A 16,866-nucleotide genomic window follows, 5' to 3' on the forward strand; every position below is an offset into this window, starting at 1 on the left:
CAGCCTAACCTACTGGCGAGTAGGTTACACTTCCGAGTGGGCGCGACGAGCACAGGAGGAGCCATGACCTCAGCGCAGAAGTCCGGCGGCGGCCGGTCCCGGTCGAGCAGGAGCAGGTCCGCGACCGTACGCAAGGTCGCGATCGTCGGGGGCAACCGCATCCCGTTCGCCCGCTCGAACGGCCCCTACGCGCAGGCGTCGAACCAGGACATGCTCACGGCCGCCATCGACGGCCTGGTGAGCCGCTACGCCCTGCAGGGGGAGGTCATCGGCGAGGTCGCCGCGGGTGCGGTGCTCAAGCACTCCCGGGACTTCAACCTCGCCAGGGAGTGCGTGCTGGGCAGCAGGCTCTCGCCCGCGACGCCCGCCTCCGACGTGCAGATGGCCTGCGGCACCGGGCTCCAGGCGATCATCAACGTCGCCAACAAGATCGCGCTCGGGCAGATCGACTCGGCCATCGCGGGCGGCGTCGACACCACCAGCGACGCGCCGCTGGCCGTCAACGACAGCCTGCGCAGGCTGCTCGTGCGGCTCAACGCGGCCAAGAGCATGGGAGAGCGGCTGAAGCTGCTGGCCAAGGTGCGGCCGGGGCACATCGTCCCGGAGATCCCGCGCAACGCCGAGCCACGCACCGGCCTTTCGATGGGCGAGCACGCCTCGCTGACGGCAGGCACCTGGGACATCGGAAGGGCCGAGCAGGACGAGCTGACCGCCACCAGCCACCAGCGGCTCGCCGCGGCGTACGACCGGGGCTTCTTCGACGACCTCGTCACCCCCTACCTCGGGCTGACGAGGGACCAGAACCTGCGCCCCGACTCCAGCGCCGAGAAGCTGGGCAAGCTCAAGCCCGTGTTCGGCGGGCCGGAGGGCACGATGACGGCGGGCAACTCGACGCCGCTCTCCGACGGCGCGTCCACCGTGCTGCTCGCCAGCGAGGACTGGGCGAAGAAGCACAACCTGCCCGTGCTGGCCTACCTCACGACGTTCTCGCAGACCGCCGCCGTGGACTACGTGCACGGCGAGGAGGGCCTGCTGATGGCACCCGCCTACGCGGTGCCGAGGATGCTCGCCCGTGCGGGGCTGTCGCTGCAGGACTTCGACTTCTACGAGATCCACGAGGCCTTCGCCTCGCAGGTGCTGGCCACGCTCAAGGCGTGGGAGGACCCGACGTTCGCCAAGGAACGGCTCGAGCTCGACGCACCTCCGGGCTCCATCGACCGGGCCAAGCTCAACGTCAACGGCTCGTCACTGGCGGCGGGCCACCCCTTCGCCGCGACCGGTGGCCGCATCGTCGCCACCCTCGCGAAGCTGCTGAACGAGAAGGGCTCGGGCCGGGGCCTCATCTCCATCTGCGCCGCGGGAGGCCAGGGAGTGACGGCGATCCTGGAGAAGTAGCCCCGCCCCACCCCTCGAACGCGCCAGGCCGAAAGGCCCCCGCGTCCTCTAAATCCCACGACATTGTCGGTGGTCCCTCCTAGGCTGGCGCCATGTCCGAATCAGACAGAGGCATGGGGGGCCAGTCCGGCGTCGCCGTGCGCGCCCGTGGGCTCGTCAAGAGCTACGGCTCGACGCGCGCGCTCGACGGGGTCGACCTGGAGATCCCGACGGGACAGGTGCTGGGACTGCTGGGGCCCAACGGCGCGGGCAAGACCACCACGGTCCGGATCCTCACCACGCTGTTGAGGCCGGACGAGGGCGAGGCGGAGGTGGCAGGGCACGACGTGCTCGCCGATCCCGACGGGGTACGGCGCTCGATCGGGTTGTCCGGCCAGTACGCCGCCGTGGACGAGAACCTGACCGGGTTCGAGAACCTCTATCTCGTCGGCAGGCTGTACGGCAAGCGCAAGGCCGAGGCGCGCGAGCGCGCACGGGAGCTGCTGCGCCGGTTCCAGCTCGACGAGGCGGGCGACCGGCCCGCGAAGGGCTACTCGGGTGGCATGCGGCGCAGGCTCGACCTCGCCGGCGCACTGGTGGCCGAGCCGAGCGTCGTCGTGCTCGACGAGCCGACCACCGGGCTGGACCCGCGCGGGCGCATCGACATGTGGGAGGTGATCGAGCAGCTCGTCGCGACGGGCGCCACCGTGCTGCTGACGACGCAGTACCTGGAGGAGGCCGACCGGCTCGCCGACTCGATCGTCGTGATCGACAAGGGGAAGGTGATCGCGAGGGGCACCGCCGACGAGCTGAAGGCACAGATCGGCGGGGAGCGGCTCAACCTCGTCGTCGCCGAGCAGGAACAGATCCCGGCGGCCGTGCGCGTGCTCGAGAGCGTGGGCACGAGCGAGGCGACCGTCGACGAGCACTCCCGCAGAGTCGAGGTGCTGGTGGACACGGGACCCAAGGCGCTGGTCGAGGCGCTGCGCCTGCTCGATGCCGAGCGCGTGACGGTGCAGGACGTCGGGCTGCACCGGCCGACGCTCGACGACGTGTTCCTGGCACTGACCGGCCACGGCGCCGAGGAGGAGGTGCCCGCATCGTGAACGGGGCAGGCAAGATCCTCACCGACAGTGGGGTCATCACGTGGCGCAACGTGATGAACGTGCGGCGCAACCCGGAGTGGCTGCTCGGGGCGACGCTGTTCCCGATCATGTTCGTGCTGATGTTCGCCTACGTGTTCGGCGGCGCCATCGGCGGTCCCGGCGGCGACAGCGGCCAGTACCGCGAGTTCCTCATCGCGGGCATCTTCGCGCAGACGGTGGCGTTCAACTCGTCCTACACGGTCATCGGCTTCGCCAACGATCTCCAGAAGGGCATCATCGACCGGTTCCGGTCGCTGCCCATGTCGCGGCTGGCCGTGATCCTGGGCCGGACCACGGCCGACCAGGTGCTCAGCCTCGTGGTGCTGTTCGTGATGTCGATCTGCGGGCTGTTGATCGGCTGGCGCATCCGGGGCAGCGTGCTGGACGCGATCCTCGGCTACCTGATGATCCTGCTGTTCGCGTTCGCCCTGTCCTGGGTGGGTGCCTACATCGGGCTCGTGTCACGCAGCGTCGAGGTCGCCAACAGCGCGGGCCTGATCTGGATGTTCCCGCTGACGTTCATCTCGTCGGCGTTCGTGCCGCAGGAGAGCCTGCCGGGCGTGCTCGGCACGATCGCGGACTGGAACCCGTTCACGGCGGCCGTCAACGCCACGCGGGACCTGTTCGGCAACGCCAGCCCGGCAGGCTGGGCGGCGCCGTCGGGCTGGCCCGCGGACAACGCCGCGCTGTACGCGGTGCTGAGCTCGGTGGCGATCATCGCCATCTTCGCGCCGCTGGCCACCGCCCGGTACCGGAAGGTGGCCAGCAGGTAAGGGGGTCGGGCAGGGTCACCGGGAGAGCACGGACTCCACGCTCTTGCTCGCCTTACCGGTGACCTTGCCCGCCTTGCCGGTGAGCGCGCCGGCCTGCTTGCCGGCCTTGCCCACCTTCTTGCTCGCCTTCCCGGCGGTCTTGCCCGCCGTGCGCTGCACGGACTCGGCGGTGTCCTGGACCTGCTTGCTCGCGTCACGCACTGCGTGCCTGGCGCGCCAGCCCACCGACGGCTTGCCCTCGGTGTCGGCGGCGGCCAGCAGCAGCCCGCCCGCCAGGCCGAGGTTCTTCGTGAACTGGATCTGCTGCTCCTGGCGGCGACCGGAGTCCTTCTCCTCCCAGAAGGAGTGAGCCGCGAGCGTCGTCGGAACCAGGCTGCCGAGCAGCATGAGCGACGACAGGCGGGGGAGCTTGCCGATCGCCAGCAGCGAGCCGCCGACCAGCTTCACCGCGGCATCGATGCGGACCAGGGTCACCGGGTCGGTGGGCACCTGGTCCGGCAGCGACTCGGGCTGTTTGCCGACGGTCTTGTCCAGCAGCGGCTTGGCGGCCTCGGCGTGGCCCTCGGCCTGACGCAGAGCGTTGATACCGCCCGAGATGAACATTGCGGCGAGGAGCGGGCGAGCCACTCGGCGGAGAATCATCGTGACCTTCCCTCACTGGCCGGGATCGTTCCGCTCCGGAAACTACCCACTCCTCGCCGTCTTCACTCGGCTAAGCCTCTCTAGCCTGAGAGCTAGAAAGCGCTATGGACCGCTAGCGCCTGGCCGGGTACGCCCTGGGCAGCCGGAATCCGCGCTCGGCGGCCACCTCGCGCAGGCGGTCGGGGTAGTCGGTGATGATGCCGTCCACGCCGTCGTCGATGAGCTTGTGCATCGTCGCCGTGTCGTTGATGGTCCACGGCACCACCCTGATCCCCGCCCGGTGCGCCTCGTCGACCAGGGCCTTCGTGGTGAACGGCACGTAGTCCGGGTCGCCCACCGCGCCGCCCTGCGGGTTGCCGTGCACGGGCGAGAGCGCGCTGGCTCCGAAGCTGGTCACCGCACGCACCGGGCTCCCGCCGAAGTCGTCGATGTCGAGCCCGCCGAGCCACGGCGACCGGCCCGGCTGGCCGACCTGGAGGAACTCCGGCTGGGTCAGCGCCACCACCGGCAGCCACGGGGCCTTCGCGCGCACCAGCATGAGCGCACCCCAGTCGAAGCTCTGGATGGTCACGTTGCGCGCGAAGCCCGAGCGCATGATCTCCCGGATCGCCCTGTTCACGAACTGCTCGCGCGGGGCGGTCTCCTCGGGCGCGGCCGCCTCGACCTTCGTCTCGATGTTGAACCTCAGGTGCCACGCGTGGTGCCTGCGCGCCAGCGCGAACAACTCGGCCAGCGTCGGCATCTTCGCTCCGGGGGAGAGCTTCTGGTCCGGGTGGCCAGGGTGCCGCTGCGAGCCACAGTCGAGCGTGCGGACCTGCGCGAACGTGAGGTCCTTGATGTACTTGCCCGCGTACGGGTACTGGGGGTCTCCCGGCGTCACGGGGGCGGTGTCGGCGCACTTGGCCGGGTTGATCCTCCGGTCGTGAGTGATCACCTCGCGCCCGTCACGGGTGATCTGGATGTCGAGCTCCAGCGTGGTCACGCCGAGCTCCATGGCCGTGGCGAACGCCGCGAGCGTCCCCTCCACGGTGAGCCCGATGCCGCCCCGGTGGGCCTGGATGTCGAAGTCGGTGTGCTTCGGTTTCGCGCCGGCGGGGGAGAGCCCGCTGCCGAGAAGCACCACTGTGAGTACCGCCGCGATGGTCGCGAGCGCACGCTTCGTCGTCGTCACGCGCCCGACACTGACACGGACGGGTGAAGCCCAGGCGAACCCTGGATGTCGGCCGCGCGTGACACGCCGATACGAGTTTCTCGCGCAATATCGGGCTGGACCTAGAAAACCCAATAGTGTCGTAGCGATGGACCCGGTGCGGAATCCGTTCGCCCCCGGAGCGGGGCAGCGACCACCCGAGCTGGCAGGCCGCGAGCGGGAGCTGGAGGCGTTCGAGGTGGTACTCGAACGCGTCGCCCGAGGCAGGCCGGAACGCAGCCTGGTGCTCACCGGGCTGCGCGGCGTGGGCAAGACCGTGCTGCTCGGCGAGCTGCGCTCGATGGCCGTCCGGCGGGGCTGGGGCGCGGGCAAGGTGGAGGCCCGGCCGGACGCCGAGCTGCGCAGGCCGCTGTCGGCGGCGCTGCACAGGGCCATCCGCGACCTCGCCGTCAAGCACCGCGCCCCGGACCGGGTGGACGAGGTGCTGGCCGTGCTCAAGGCGTTCGCCCTCAAGGCCAACCGGCCGGACGCCAAGATGCGCGACCGCTGGCAGCCGGGCATCGACGTGCCCCCCGCGCAGGGCCGCGCCGACTCCGGCGACATCGAGATCGACCTGGTGGAGCTGTTCAGCGACGTCGCCGAGCTGGCCGCCGACGTGGGCACCGGTGTGGCACTGCTCATCGACGAGATCCAGGACCTCGTGCCCGAGGACGTCTCGGCGCTGTGCGCCGCGTGCCACGAGCTGTCGCAGTCCGGGACCCCGCTGGTGGTGGTCGGCGCCGGACTGCCACACGTGCCCGCCGTGCTCTCGGCATCGAAGTCGTACTCCGAGCGGCTGTTCCGCTACACCCGGATCGACCGGCTGAGCAGGTCCGACGCCGACCGCGCCGTGCTGGCGCCCGTCGAGCGGGAGGAGGCCGAGATCGCGCCCCACGCGCTGGAGGCCCTGTTCACCGCGTCGGGCGGCTACCCGTACTTCATCCAGGCCTACGGCAAGGCGGCCTGGGACGCGGCGCCGTCCAACCCGATCACCGAGGAGGACGTGCGCGTCGCCGCGCCCGAGGCCGAGGCCGAGCTGGCGGTCGGCTTCTTCGGCTCCCGGTACGAGCGGGCGACCCCGGCCGAGCGCGAGTACCTGCGCGCGATGGCGGAGCTGACCCAGGGCCGCGACGAGAGCGCGGGCACGTCGGACGTCGCGGTGTTCCTGGGGCGCAAGCCGTCGTCGCTGTCACCGGCCCGCGACAGCCTCATGAAGAAGGGGCTCGTCTACTCGGCCGAGCGCGGCCACATCGCGTTCACCGTGCCGCACTTCGGCAACTACCTGCTCGGCCGGCTCGACGATTGAGTCTTCTACGGATTTCTAGACTCTGAGCTAGAGACGCCTATAGACCCCGATCAAACCATTCTCCCCGGCAACAGGGCCAGTATGCCGACGATCTTCCGGCGCGTAAGGCACATCACCGGATGATCAGTGGAGACTTTGTGAAAAAAGGTACATACTGGAGAGGTAGCACGCTATCGCCGAGAAGAACGCCAAGGGGATGACACACGCCCGATGACCAACATCGCCGCCCGACTCCGTGCCCGCCGCGCCGAGGCCCGCACCCGGCGCGCCATCAACCGCGCGATCGACAACGCCGCCACCGCGACGATGCGCCAGGAGCTGACCGCGATCGCGCAGACACGCTCGCGCCGCCGGTGACCCTGGATCGGTGTGACCTGGCTTACAATCAACTCAGGGTGTAACGCCGCCGGAGGCGCCGTCGATACCCCCCATGACCCCGTGATGCTGGCGGACCCCCGACCTGGCAGCATCACGGGGTTTCCATATTTCCGGCCCCGAAATTCAGTGGCGCCACCCTGCGATCCCGGTATCATTGACTGAGTCAACGAAGTTGTTGAGGTGGTCAATGAACGAGCCGTCGGAACGCATCGCCGGTGTCCGCGCCTTCAACCGGCTCTACACGCGCGTGATCGGGGTCCTCGACGAGGGCCTTGTCGGCACCCCGCACTCCCTCACCGAGGCCCGCGTGCTCTACGAACTGGCCCAGCAGGATGTGCGCGAGGTGCCCGAGCTGCGCCGCAGGCTGGGCCTCGACCCCGGCTATGCCAGCAGGCTCCTGGCTCGGCTCGAGTCGCAGGGCCTGCTCACCCGCGGCCGGTCCGAGACCGACGCCCGCAGGCAGACCGTCGGTCTCACCGAGACCGGGCGCGCCACCCAGGCCGCGCTGGAGGAACGCACGGACGCCCAGATCGGCGAGCTGCTCGGCAAGCTCACCGAGGAGGACCAGCGACGGCTGCTCTCGGCCATGGCCACGGTCACCGACGTGCTCGGCGAGCACCACCGCGGTCCCGCGTTCGTGCTGCGCCCGCCGCGCTCCGGCGACTACGGCTGGGTGGTGCAGCGGCACGGCACGCTCTACGCGCAGGAGTACGGCTTCGACGCCACGTTCGAGGCGCTGGTCGCCCGCATCGTCGCCGACTACGTCACGGCGGAGGACACCGGCCGCCAGGCCGCCTGGATCGCCGAGCTGGACGGCGCCCCGGTCGGCTCGGTCTTCTGCGTGCCCGGCGGCGACGAGCACACCGCCAAGCTCCGCCTGCTGCTCGTGGAGCCCAGCGCGCGCGGTTCCGGGGTCGGCAAGCGGCTCGTCGGCGAGTGCCTCGCCTTCGCCCGCGCCTCCGGGTACCGGTCGATGGAGCTGTGGACGCAGAGCATCCTCACCACGGCACGCCAGATCTACCGGCGGGCCGGGTTCGAGCTCGCGGGCAGCGAGCCGCACCGCAGCTGGGGCCGCGACCTGGTGGCCGAGGTGTGGCGCCGCGACCTGTAACGGCCGCTACCGCCCCATGGAGTAGAACTCGGCGTTCGGGCGCAGCGCGGTGAGGTGTGCCAGGCGGTTCGACATCGCGAACAGGGCGGTGATGGCGCCGACGTCCCAGATCTCGTCCTCGGAGAGCCCGGCCTCGCGCGCCGCGGCCAGGTGCTGCTCGCCGAAGCGCGCCGAGTCGTGCGCCAGCGCCAGTGCGAGGTCCACGATCGCCCGCTGCCGTGGCTCCAGCTCCGCCTGCCACGGGTTGCTCGACACCCGGTCCGCCACGTGCGGATCCTTCGCCCGGATGCGCAGGATCGCGCCGTGGGCCACCACGCAGTACGTGCAGTGGTTGGCCCCCGACGTCGCGACGACCACCAGCTCCCGCTCCGCCTTGCTGAGGCCGTCCTCACGGTTCATCAGCGCGTCGTGGTAGTCGAGGAACGCCCGCAGTTCGGCGGGGCGATGGCCCAGCGCGCGGAAGATGTTCGGCACGAAGCCCGACTTCTCCGCGATCAGCCCGATCCGCTCGGCCAGGTCGGCGGGCAGCTCATCCGGTTCGACCGTGCCGAACCTGCTCACATCCTCGCTCATCGGTGTCACGCTAGTGCGTGTCGATTCCGGCCGTCCTCGTTCGTCTGGGTCTCGTAGGCAGCACGACCGGCCGACGACCAAGGAGGAGACATGCCCCAGTACGCCGGGTTCCTGCGCAACACCCCTGACGCGCTCGCTCATCTCGGCCCGGACGAGGCGCAGCGCACCCTCGAGCGCTACCTCGCGTGGAGCGAGGACATGGAGAAGGCGGGCAGGCTCGTCTACAGCAACGGCCTCTCCGCGACGAAGGGCCGTGTGGTGCGGCTGGAGGACGGTGTCCTGACCTCCACCGACGGCCCGCACACCGAGGCCGCGGAGGTGGTCGGCGGCGTCATCATCATCGAGGCCGACGATCTCGACCAGGCCGAGAAGACCTTCGGCACCCACCCGCACGTCGCGTTCGGGCCGATCGAGGTGCGCAAGGTGGGCGAGAACGGCTGCGAGGCCTAGGCAATGGGCGAGCCGGCCGGCGTGGTGGAGCATCTGTTCCGGCACAGCGCCGGGCAGATCACCGCCACGCTGGCCCGCACGCTCGGCCCCGCCCGGCTCGACCTGGCGGAGGAATGCCTCGCCGACGCCTTCGAGCAGGCGCTGCGCACCTGGCCGCACAGCGGCGTCCCGGCCAACCCGCGCGGCTGGCTGTTCCGCGCCGCCCGCAACCGGGCGCTGGACCTGCTGCGCCGCGAGCAGACGCTGCGGGCCAAGCTGCCACTGCTGGCCGAACTGGACGGCTGCGACGAGGCGCCCGCCGGAGACGCCGAGCTGGCCATGATGCTGCTGTGCTGCCATCCCGAGCTGTCCCAGACCTCACAGGTCGCGCTCACGCTCAGGACGGTCGGCGGGCTCGGGGTCGGCGAGATCGCGGCCGCACTCCTCACCAAGCCCGCCACCGTGGCGCAGCGGCTCGCCAGGGCGAAGAAGTGGCTGCGCACGCGGGACGAGCCGCTGCAGCTGCCGCCCGCGGAGCAGGTGGAGTCCCGGGTGGACAGTGTGCTGGCGGTGCTGTATCTGCTGTTCACCGAGGGCTACGACGCCACCTCCGGCGACGCCGCCGTGCGCGGGGAGCTGTGCGGCGAGGCGATCCGGCTCGGCAGGCTGCTGCTCGCCGACGCCCGCACCGACCTGCCACGCGCGCGGGCGCTGCTCGCGCTGATGCTGCTGCAGGCCAGCCGCCTGCCCGCGCGGGTCGACGAGGCAGGCGACGTGCTGCTGCTCGACGAGCAGGACCGCGGCCGGTGGGACCGGCGCCTCATCGCCGAGGGCACGCGGACGTTCGCCGCCGCGTGCACCGGCCCGGAGCTGTCCGCCTACCACGTCGAGGCCGCCATCGCGCTGTGCCACGTCGCCGCCGCGGATCCCGCCGACACCGACTGGCCGCGCATCCTCGCCCTCTACGACCGGCTGGCCGAGCTGCGGCCCTCACCGGTGACCCTGCTCAACCGCGCCATCGCCGTGGCCATGGTGCACGGACCCGGCCAGGGCATCGCGGAGCTGGAGCGCCTCGAACAGGACGACCGCCTCAGCGGGCACCGCGGGCTGCCCGCCGCGCTCGGCGCACTGTGGCTGCGCGCAGGGCAGCCCCGGACGGCCGCCCGCTACTACCGCAGGGCGCTGGAGCTGCCCGGCGCGCAGCCCCAGCGCCGGTTCCTGGAACGCAGGCTGGCCGAGTGCCGGTGACGCGGACGGACGTGCGCAGTGCTGGTCAGCGCTGGTCAGTGCTGGTCAGTGCTGCGCGCCGACGGGCCGGAGGTTCTTGTCTCCCTCGTCCACGTGGTAGTCGCCCGGGTCGGTGTCGTCGGTGCCGTTGAACACGCGCAGCCGCCGCGCCACCACCGTCACGACGGCCGCCACGAGCAGGTTCGCCACGAGCGCGACGATGCCGACGTAGATCTGCACCTGCGAGCCCGCGAACGGCTGCCAGCCGAGGATGTTCAGCTTGTCCAGCGCGAGCGCCGAACCGCCGAAGTGCGGCTTGCCGGTCGCCGGGTTCGGGATGTTGTAGAGCAGCAGCAGGCCCCAGAACATGCCGACGAACCAGCCGGCGATCAGCCCCCACCGGTGGAACCAGCGCGTGTAGAGCGCGATCGCCACCGACGGCAGCGTCTGCAGGATCACCACGCCGCCGATGAGCTGCAGGTCGATCGAGAACTGCGGGTCGATGAACAGGATGCACGCCACGGCCCCGAACTTGACCACCAGCGAGGCGAGCTTGGCCTGCCGCGCCTCGTCGGCCGGGGTGGCGTCGCGGCGGAGGAACTCCTTGTAGATGTTGCGGGTCCACAGGTTGGCCGCGGCGATGGACATGATCGCGGCGGGCACGAGCGCGCCGATGCCGATGGCCGAGAACGCGATGCCCGCGAACCACGACGGGAACAGATCGTCGAACAGCTTCGGCACGATGGTGTTGGTGTCGGGCCGCCCGGTCGCCTGGTTGGTCAGTGCCTCGGTGCCCGCCGCGATGGCCGCGAAGCCGAGCAGCGCCAGCAGGCCCAGCAGCACCGAGTACGCGGGCAGTGCGGACATGTTGCGCTTGAGCACGTTGCGCCCGCGCGAGGCCAGCACGCCGGTGGCCGCGTGCGGGTACAGGAACAACGCCAGCGCCGAGCCGAACGCCAGGGTGGCGTACTGCAACTGGTTGTTGGCGTTGAGCAGCAGGCCGTCGTTCGGCGACTCCGTCTCGGCGAACTTCGCCTCCGCGGCGGAGAAGATCTCGCCCCAGCCGCCGAGCTTGGCGGGCAGGTACAGCACCGCCACCAGGATCACCACGTAGATCAGCAGGTCCTTGACGAAGGCGATCAGCGCTGGTGCCCGCAGCCCGGACTGGTAGGTGTAGATCGCCAGGATCACGAACGCGATGAGCAGCGGCAGGTGGCCGAGGAAGCCCCCGGCGTTGAAGCCCATCGTGCGCAGCACGGCCTCCAGCCCCACGAGCTGCAACGCGATGTAGGGCATGGTGGCGACGATGCCGGTGACGGCCACCAGCGTGGCGAGCACCGGCGAGCCGTAGCGGCCCCGGACGAAGTCGGCGGGGGTGACGTAGCCGCGCGCCCGCGACACCGACCACAGCCGCAGCAGCGGCAGGAACACCAGCGGGTAGGCGATGATCGTGTACGGCATCGCGAAGAAGCCCATCGCTCCCGCGCCGAACAGCAGGGCGGGCACGGCGACGAACGTGTAGGCGGTGTAGAGGTCGCCGCCGATGAGGAACCAGGTGATCCACGAGCCGAACTTGCGGCCGCCGAGTCCCCACTCGTCGAGGTGGTCGAGCGTGGAGCCCGCCTTCCACCGGGACGCCACGAAGCCGAGCACGGTGACGAGCAGGAACAGCAGACCGAAGATGATCAGCTCGGGCCAGTGCAGGTCGTTCACAGCGCGCTCCCCTCGTCGAGGTCGTCGACGTCGGTGCCCTCACCGCGGGCGGGAACGGTCGGCGTCTCCCGCGTCATGACGTAGACCACCGCCGTGCAGGCCACGCCGACGGCGATGCCGACGAACTGGAACCAGTAGAAGAACGGCATGCCGAACAACTCGGGGGTGGCCCGGTTGTACAGGGGTGTGCACAGGATCCACAACGGGATGATCAGCAACAGGTTCCATGGACTGAACCGCAGCCCAGCTCCCGTGCCGCGCCTCGGGGTCGCCATCAGATCTCACCACTTCCGTGTGCAGTTCGCGTCACGTGCCGCTAACGCCGGCTGACCCTAAGTGGTGCGCAGGGTCACTCGGTAGGGTCATCGCCGATGCGCAGATACGGGCTCCTCGTCTCCGCGGCCGCGATGGCCGCCCTGCTGCTGTCGGGGTGCGCCACCGAGGTCCCCGGCACGCCGACACCGGGCGAGCGGACGCAGGCCGCGCCCACCGGTTCGCAGGACCGCACGCCGCAGCGCGTGCTGGCCGCGCCCGGCCAGTGCGTGTCCGGCAACGACCCGGCGCCCGTCGACTGCGGCACCGAGCACACGGTGGAGATCACCAGGGCAGGCGAGTTCGGCCCCGAACTCGGGGAGGACCCGCCCCAGCGGGCCGCCGTGTTCGGCGCCGTGTTCCCCACCTGCCGCGAGGCGGCCAGGGACTACCTCGGCAATGCCGCCTACGACGCCACCGTGCTCGGCGCGTGGCTGCTGTGGGCAGGCCCGGACGACTGGCAGGCCGGGCACCGGTGGTACCTCTGCGGCGTCGCGGAGCTCAACGGCAGGGGAGAGGCCGTGCCGCGCACGGGGTCGGCCCGCGGCGTCCTGGCCGGAGACGGGCTCTACGACCACCAGCTGTGCTCGGCGACGCGCCCGTCCCGCAAGGGGCTCGAACTGGTGGCGTGCGACGAGCCGCACAGCGCCGAAGCCATCGGCGTCGTTGCGATGGGCCGGCCGGACGAGAAGTACCCGGCCAAGGCCGAGTTCGACGCGATGGGACGGCAGCGGTGCCCGCAGCTGCTCGCCGGCTACCTGCGCGCGGCCAACCGGGACGACGTGGTGGCCTCCTGGACGTGGCCGGACCGGGCGAACTGGCCGCACGGCTTCACCAACCTGACCTGCTTCGCCGAGCCGGCCAAGACCGTGGTGCGCCCGGTGCGCGGGCTGGGTACCGCGCCGCTGCCCGTGCCGTGAGCCCGACCATCGGCGGTTGCCCCGCGCGCCGCGGCCGGATTCAATGACCGCGCGACACCGGCAAGATCGAGGGGACTGATTCCATGAGAGCCCGTTCACGAACCCGCCTCGCCGTGGTGGTTCCGGCGGTCGCGGCAGCGCTGCTGGCCGGGCTCGCACCGGCCTCCGCCGACCCGCCCGCGGCGAGGCAGACCCCGGTCGAGGTCCCCGCCCGCTACACCTCCCAGGTGCTCGACTGGCACCGGTGCGGGGAGGGCGAACTGCCCGCCACCCCACCCGCGGGCGCCGAGGACATCGAGTGCGCCACCTACCTGGTGCCGCGGGACTGGACCCGGCCAGGGGAGGGTGTGGACCTCACGATCGCCGTGAGCAGGCTCAAGGCCACCGGCGGAGAGGCGACCGCCAGCGTGGTGACCAACCCCGGCGGCCCCGGCGCTCCCGGCCGGATCTTCCCCGCGCGGCTGCGCGACCAGGACCGGCTGCGCGCCCACCAGGAGATCGTCGGATTCGACCCCAGGGGCACCGGCAAGAGCACCAACATCACGTGTGGCGGCGCCATCGGCACGGGCAGCTCACTGGACCCGCGCGACCGCCGCCGCTCGAACCTCAACCTCATCCTCGACGCCACCAAGTACGCGGCGGAGTCGTGCCAGGTGAAGTCGGGCGAGCTGGGCCCGCTGATCAACACGTTCCAGACCGTCCACGACATCGACCTGCTGCGCCAGCTGCTGAACCGCGACCGGATCAACTGGGTCGGCTACTCGGCGGGCACCTGGCTGGGCGCGCACTACGCGCAGCGCTTCCCCGACCACACCGGACGGTTCGTGCTGGACTCGTCCACGGAGTTCACGACCACCTGGCAGCGGTCGTTCGACTGGCAGCCGCTGGGCTTCGAACGCCGCTGGCGGGAGGACTTCCTGCCGTGGCTGGCCCAGTACGACCGGCTCTACCACTTCGGCACCACCGGTGAGGCCGCCCGGCAGACCTACGAGCAGGTGCGCGCGGCACTGGCACAGGAGCCGGTGGACCTCGACGGCGAGCAGGTCGGTCCCAACGAGCTCGACTCGGCCATCGCGGGCATGTTGTACGACAAGCAGTCGTTCCCCGAGCTGGCCGACTACCTGGTGAGCGTGCGCACGCTGACCCAGGACCGGCCGTCGGCGCAGGCGCAGAGCGACGCCGAGCGCACCCTGCGGGAGGCGCTGTCGAGGGTGGACTCCGTGGGACCGCAGCCGCTCGTGGTGCCGACCGACTACGACGACGCCTACGACGCGAGCTTCTGGACGATCCCCTGCAACGAGGGCCCGTGGTACGGCAACCGCGCGTCGGTGGTCTGGCAGTCGGAGCTGCTCGGCCGCAGCTACCCGCTGCTCGGCTGGGGCTGGCTCGTGCAGCCGTGCATCTTCTGGCACAACCGGCCGATGGACCTGCCGGAGCTCGACGGTGAGGGCGTGCCGCCGGTGCTCATCGTGCAGTCCGAGCACGACCCGGCGACGCCGATCGAGGGCGCGCGGCGGGCGCACGAGGCGTTCGAGGGCTCGCGGATGCTGACCATCACCGACGAGGGTGACCACGGCATCTACGCGGGCGGCAACGCCTGCGCCGACGACGTCGTGGAGGACTACCTCGTCGACGGCGTGGTGCCCCCGGACCGCACCTGTCCGGGGATGCCGCTGCCGGTGCCCGACGGCGCCTGAGGCCCGCTCGAACGGTCCCCAGGGGTGGCCCGCCCTTGGGGACCGTTGCCGTCCGCGACCACGTCGTCACCCTCCCGCAGCGCCCCGCACCACACGACGGCGAGCGCCGCACCGAACGCCACGACCAGCATGGCCAAGCCTGCCGAGACCATGGCCACCACCCCTCACTCAGCTGTTGTGACCTGTGTCACTACCTAGGACGCGTGAGCAGTGCCCGGCGTTTCCTCCCGGCAGGTTGCACTTCGGTCGCGGTAACGGTTCCCGGCGCTCCGCAGTGGTCCGCAGTGGTCCGCAGCGGTCCCCAGCCTGTGCACAGAGTTGTCCACAGGCTGTGTGTAACCCTGCGGCGGTATTAGTATCAGCGGCGTGGTGCGCGTGCCGTTGACCGAAGCCGAACGAGCGCGGGGTGAGCGGCTGGGCGCCGCGCTCCGTGCGGCGAGGGGCACCAGGAGCATGGTGGAGGTCGCGGCCGAGGCCGGGATCTCGGTGGAGACGTTGCGCAAGATCGAGACGGGCCGCATCCCCACCCCCGCGTTCTTCACGGTCGTCGCCGTCGCGGACGCGGTCGGCATCTCCCTCGACCACCTGCGCGGCATCGCCGACCTCGCGCCGTCGGCGGGCGAGCCCCAGGGCACCTTCGGCTCGCATGACGTACCCACGGTGCCCTTCGGCTCGGCCACCGCGCCGAGGGCACTGCCCTAAGGGACTGTAAAGGTCCGTTTTGCCTGGTTCCCCGGTCGTGTGAACCGCGTTACCTTGCGTGCATGTCTCACAAAGTCGGTCACGAGGACGTGACAGACGTACCAGTCGGCTGGCGAGCCAAGCTGCGGCAGATCGGGCCGGGCATCATGGCCGCCGCCACCGGTGTCGGTGCGGGGGACCTGGTGGCCACCATGGTCGCGGGCTCCCGCTTCGGTTACGTCCTGCTCTGGGCAGTCGTCGTCGGAACAATCTTCAAGATCGCGCTGGCGGAAGCCGTCGGCAGATGGCACCTGGCTTCGGGGCAGACGATCCTCGCGGGATGGCGCACCCTCGGCAGGTGGGTGCTCGTCTACTTCGGTGCGTACGCCGTGGTGTGGGGCTTCGTCTACGGCGCCACCGCCATGTCGGCCTCGGGGCTCCCGCTCAACGCGCTGATGCCCGGCCTCTCGGTGCGCTACTGGGCGATCATCTGCGGCATCGTCGGCTTCCTGCTCGTGTGGTTCAGCCGCTACGCGGTGGTCGAGAAGGTGATGACGGTGCTGGTCGGCATCATGTTCGTCACCGTGGTCGGCACCGCCATACTGGTGACGCCGAACCTGCTCGACACGCTGAGCGGCTTCGTGCCGCGGCTGCCGAGCGGCTCGTTCGTCTACGTGCTGGGCCTCATCGGCGGCGTCGGCGGCACGATCACCATGGCCGCCTACGGCTACTGGACGATGGCCAAGGGCTGGCGCTCGTCGCGCTGGCTGTCGATGATGCGGCTGGACAACGCGGTCGGCTACGTCACCACCGGCATCTTCGTCGTCGCGATGCTCGTCGTCGGCTCGGAACTGCTGCTCGGGCAACAGATCGTGGACGACGACGAGGGCCTGCTCATGCTCGGCGACATCCTCGCCGCCGACTACGGACAGTGGGCCCGGATCCCGTTCCTCATCGGCTTCTTCGCCGTGGCGTTCAGCTCGCTCGTCGGCGTGTGGAACGGCGTCAGCCTGCTGTTCGCCGACTGGTGGCGCACATGGCGGCTGCCGGCGGGCGCCACCGACACCGGCGAGGACTACGACCGCAAGGCGGGCGTGCGCAGCCCCGTGTTCCGCGGCTACGTGCTCTGGCTGACGTTCCCGCCGATGGCGCTGCTGTTTCTGGACAAGCCGTTCCAGCTCACGGTCACCTACGGCGTGCTGGGTGCACTGTTCATGCCGTTCCTCGCCGGAACGCTGCTCGTCCTGCTCAACACGCGGCGGGTGCCGGGCGAGGGCCGGTCGGGCTGGGTGTCCAACACCCTGCTGACCCTGTGCCTTGCGCTGTTTGCGTACCTGGCGATCGACGAGCTGATCGGCCTGTTCAGCTAGCGCGAACACCAGCAGACGATCGTGGC

16 protein-coding genes and 1 pseudogene are annotated in these 16,866 nt (G+C 70.7%); 12 read left to right on the top strand and 5 right to left on the bottom strand.

What is annotated here, in order from left to right:
- Nucleotides 1-63 precede the first annotated feature (63 nt).
- The 3 genes from BAY60_RS04980 to BAY60_RS04990 all read left to right on the top strand — a co-directional run bounded on the left by BAY60_RS04980 (nt 64) and on the right by BAY60_RS04990 (nt 3,292).
- Nucleotides 64-1,395, top strand: coding sequence for an acetyl-CoA C-acetyltransferase (locus BAY60_RS04980; RefSeq protein WP_112279607.1), 1,332 nt, complete (start codon nt 64-66; stop codon nt 1,393-1,395).
- Between the two features lie 92 nt (nt 1,396-1,487).
- Entirely contained in the window at nt 1,488-2,480 is a 993-nt protein-coding gene (locus tag BAY60_RS04985; protein ID WP_112279608.1) for an ATP-binding cassette domain-containing protein, read from the top strand.
- Complete coding sequence (locus BAY60_RS04990) at nt 2,477-3,292, top strand: ABC transporter permease (protein ID WP_112279609.1); 816 nt, start codon at nt 2,477-2,479, stop codon at nt 3,290-3,292. The genes BAY60_RS04985 and BAY60_RS04990 overlap by 4 nt, the downstream gene beginning before the upstream one ends.
- Before the next feature lie 15 nt (nt 3,293-3,307).
- Here the strand turns inward: BAY60_RS04990 and BAY60_RS04995 are convergent, their stop codons facing one another.
- Both BAY60_RS04995 and BAY60_RS05000 read right to left on the bottom strand, forming a co-directional pair.
- Nucleotides 3,308-3,919, bottom strand: coding sequence for a DoxX family membrane protein (locus BAY60_RS04995; RefSeq protein ID WP_342769747.1), 612 nt, complete (start codon nt 3,917-3,919; stop codon nt 3,308-3,310).
- A 127-nt stretch (nt 3,920-4,046) separates the two neighbouring features.
- Nucleotides 4,047-5,057 (bottom strand): glycerophosphodiester phosphodiesterase family protein, encoded by a 1,011-nt coding sequence (locus tag BAY60_RS05000; protein WP_245992413.1) that lies wholly within the window; start codon nt 5,055-5,057, stop codon nt 4,047-4,049.
- A gap of 175 nt (nt 5,058-5,232) precedes the next feature.
- On the opposite strand from BAY60_RS05000, the gene BAY60_RS05005 reads away from it, so the two are divergent.
- The 3 genes from BAY60_RS05005 (at nt 5,233) to BAY60_RS05010 (ending at nt 7,918) form a co-directional block, all read left to right on the top strand.
- Entirely contained in the window at nt 5,233-6,429 is a 1,197-nt protein-coding gene (locus BAY60_RS05005; RefSeq protein WP_112279611.1) for an ATP-binding protein, read from the top strand.
- A 210-nt stretch (nt 6,430-6,639) separates the two neighbouring features.
- Nucleotides 6,640-6,786: a hypothetical protein gene (locus BAY60_RS36995; RefSeq protein WP_170160308.1), complete on the top strand. Its 147-nt coding sequence runs from the start codon at nt 6,640-6,642 to the stop codon at nt 6,784-6,786.
- 208 nt (nt 6,787-6,994) lie between these two features.
- Entirely contained in the window at nt 6,995-7,918 is a 924-nt protein-coding gene (locus BAY60_RS05010) for a bifunctional helix-turn-helix transcriptional regulator/GNAT family N-acetyltransferase (RefSeq protein ID WP_112279612.1), read from the top strand.
- Between the two features lie 6 nt (nt 7,919-7,924).
- Here the strand turns inward: BAY60_RS05010 and BAY60_RS05015 are convergent, their stop codons facing one another.
- Nucleotides 7,925-8,491, bottom strand: coding sequence for a peroxidase-related enzyme (locus BAY60_RS05015; protein ID WP_112279613.1), 567 nt, complete (start codon nt 8,489-8,491; stop codon nt 7,925-7,927).
- A 90-nt stretch (nt 8,492-8,581) separates the two neighbouring features.
- On the opposite strand from BAY60_RS05015, the gene BAY60_RS05020 reads away from it, so the two are divergent.
- Entirely contained in the window at nt 8,582-8,941 is a 360-nt protein-coding gene (locus tag BAY60_RS05020; protein WP_112279614.1) for a YciI family protein, read from the top strand.
- Between the two features lie 3 nt (nt 8,942-8,944).
- Nucleotides 8,945-10,168 carry an RNA polymerase sigma factor gene (locus BAY60_RS05025; RefSeq protein ID WP_112279615.1) on the top strand — a complete coding sequence of 408 codons (1,224 nt, stop codon included), beginning with the start codon at nt 8,945-8,947 and terminating at the stop codon, nt 10,166-10,168.
- 45 nt (nt 10,169-10,213) lie between these two features.
- Here the strand turns inward: BAY60_RS05025 and mctP are convergent, their stop codons facing one another.
- Nucleotides 10,214-11,860, bottom strand: coding sequence for a monocarboxylate uptake permease MctP (gene mctP / locus BAY60_RS05030; protein ID WP_112279616.1), 1,647 nt, complete (start codon nt 11,858-11,860; stop codon nt 10,214-10,216).
- Nucleotides 11,857-12,135, bottom strand: coding sequence for a DUF3311 domain-containing protein (locus tag BAY60_RS05035; RefSeq protein WP_112279617.1), 279 nt, complete (start codon nt 12,133-12,135; stop codon nt 11,857-11,859). Before BAY60_RS05035 ends, mctP begins: the two co-directional genes overlap by 4 nt.
- A gap of 96 nt (nt 12,136-12,231) precedes the next feature.
- On the opposite strand from BAY60_RS05035, the gene BAY60_RS05040 reads away from it, so the two are divergent.
- From BAY60_RS05040 to BAY60_RS05055, 4 genes and pseudogenes are all read left to right on the top strand, one after another.
- Complete coding sequence (locus tag BAY60_RS05040) at nt 12,232-13,092, top strand: septum formation family protein (RefSeq protein WP_112279618.1); 861 nt, start codon at nt 12,232-12,234, stop codon at nt 13,090-13,092.
- A gap of 83 nt (nt 13,093-13,175) precedes the next feature.
- The gene (locus BAY60_RS05045) at nt 13,176-14,789 is read left to right on the top strand and encodes an alpha/beta hydrolase (protein ID WP_112279619.1); all 1,614 of its coding nucleotides are present in this window, start codon (nt 13,176-13,178) and stop codon (nt 14,787-14,789) included.
- Between the two features lie 366 nt (nt 14,790-15,155).
- Nucleotides 15,156-15,392, top strand: a pseudogene (locus BAY60_RS05050) (helix-turn-helix domain-containing protein); the annotation flags it as partial.
- Between the two features lie 161 nt (nt 15,393-15,553).
- Nucleotides 15,554-16,840: an Nramp family divalent metal transporter gene (locus tag BAY60_RS05055; protein ID WP_112279620.1), complete on the top strand. Its 1,287-nt coding sequence runs from the start codon at nt 15,554-15,556 to the stop codon at nt 16,838-16,840.
- The last annotated feature ends 26 nt before the right edge of the window (nt 16,841-16,866 follow it).

The organism is Prauserella muralis (genome assembly GCF_003202285.1).
Classification (GTDB): Bacteria; Actinomycetota; Actinomycetes; order Mycobacteriales; family Pseudonocardiaceae; genus Prauserella_B; species Prauserella_B muralis.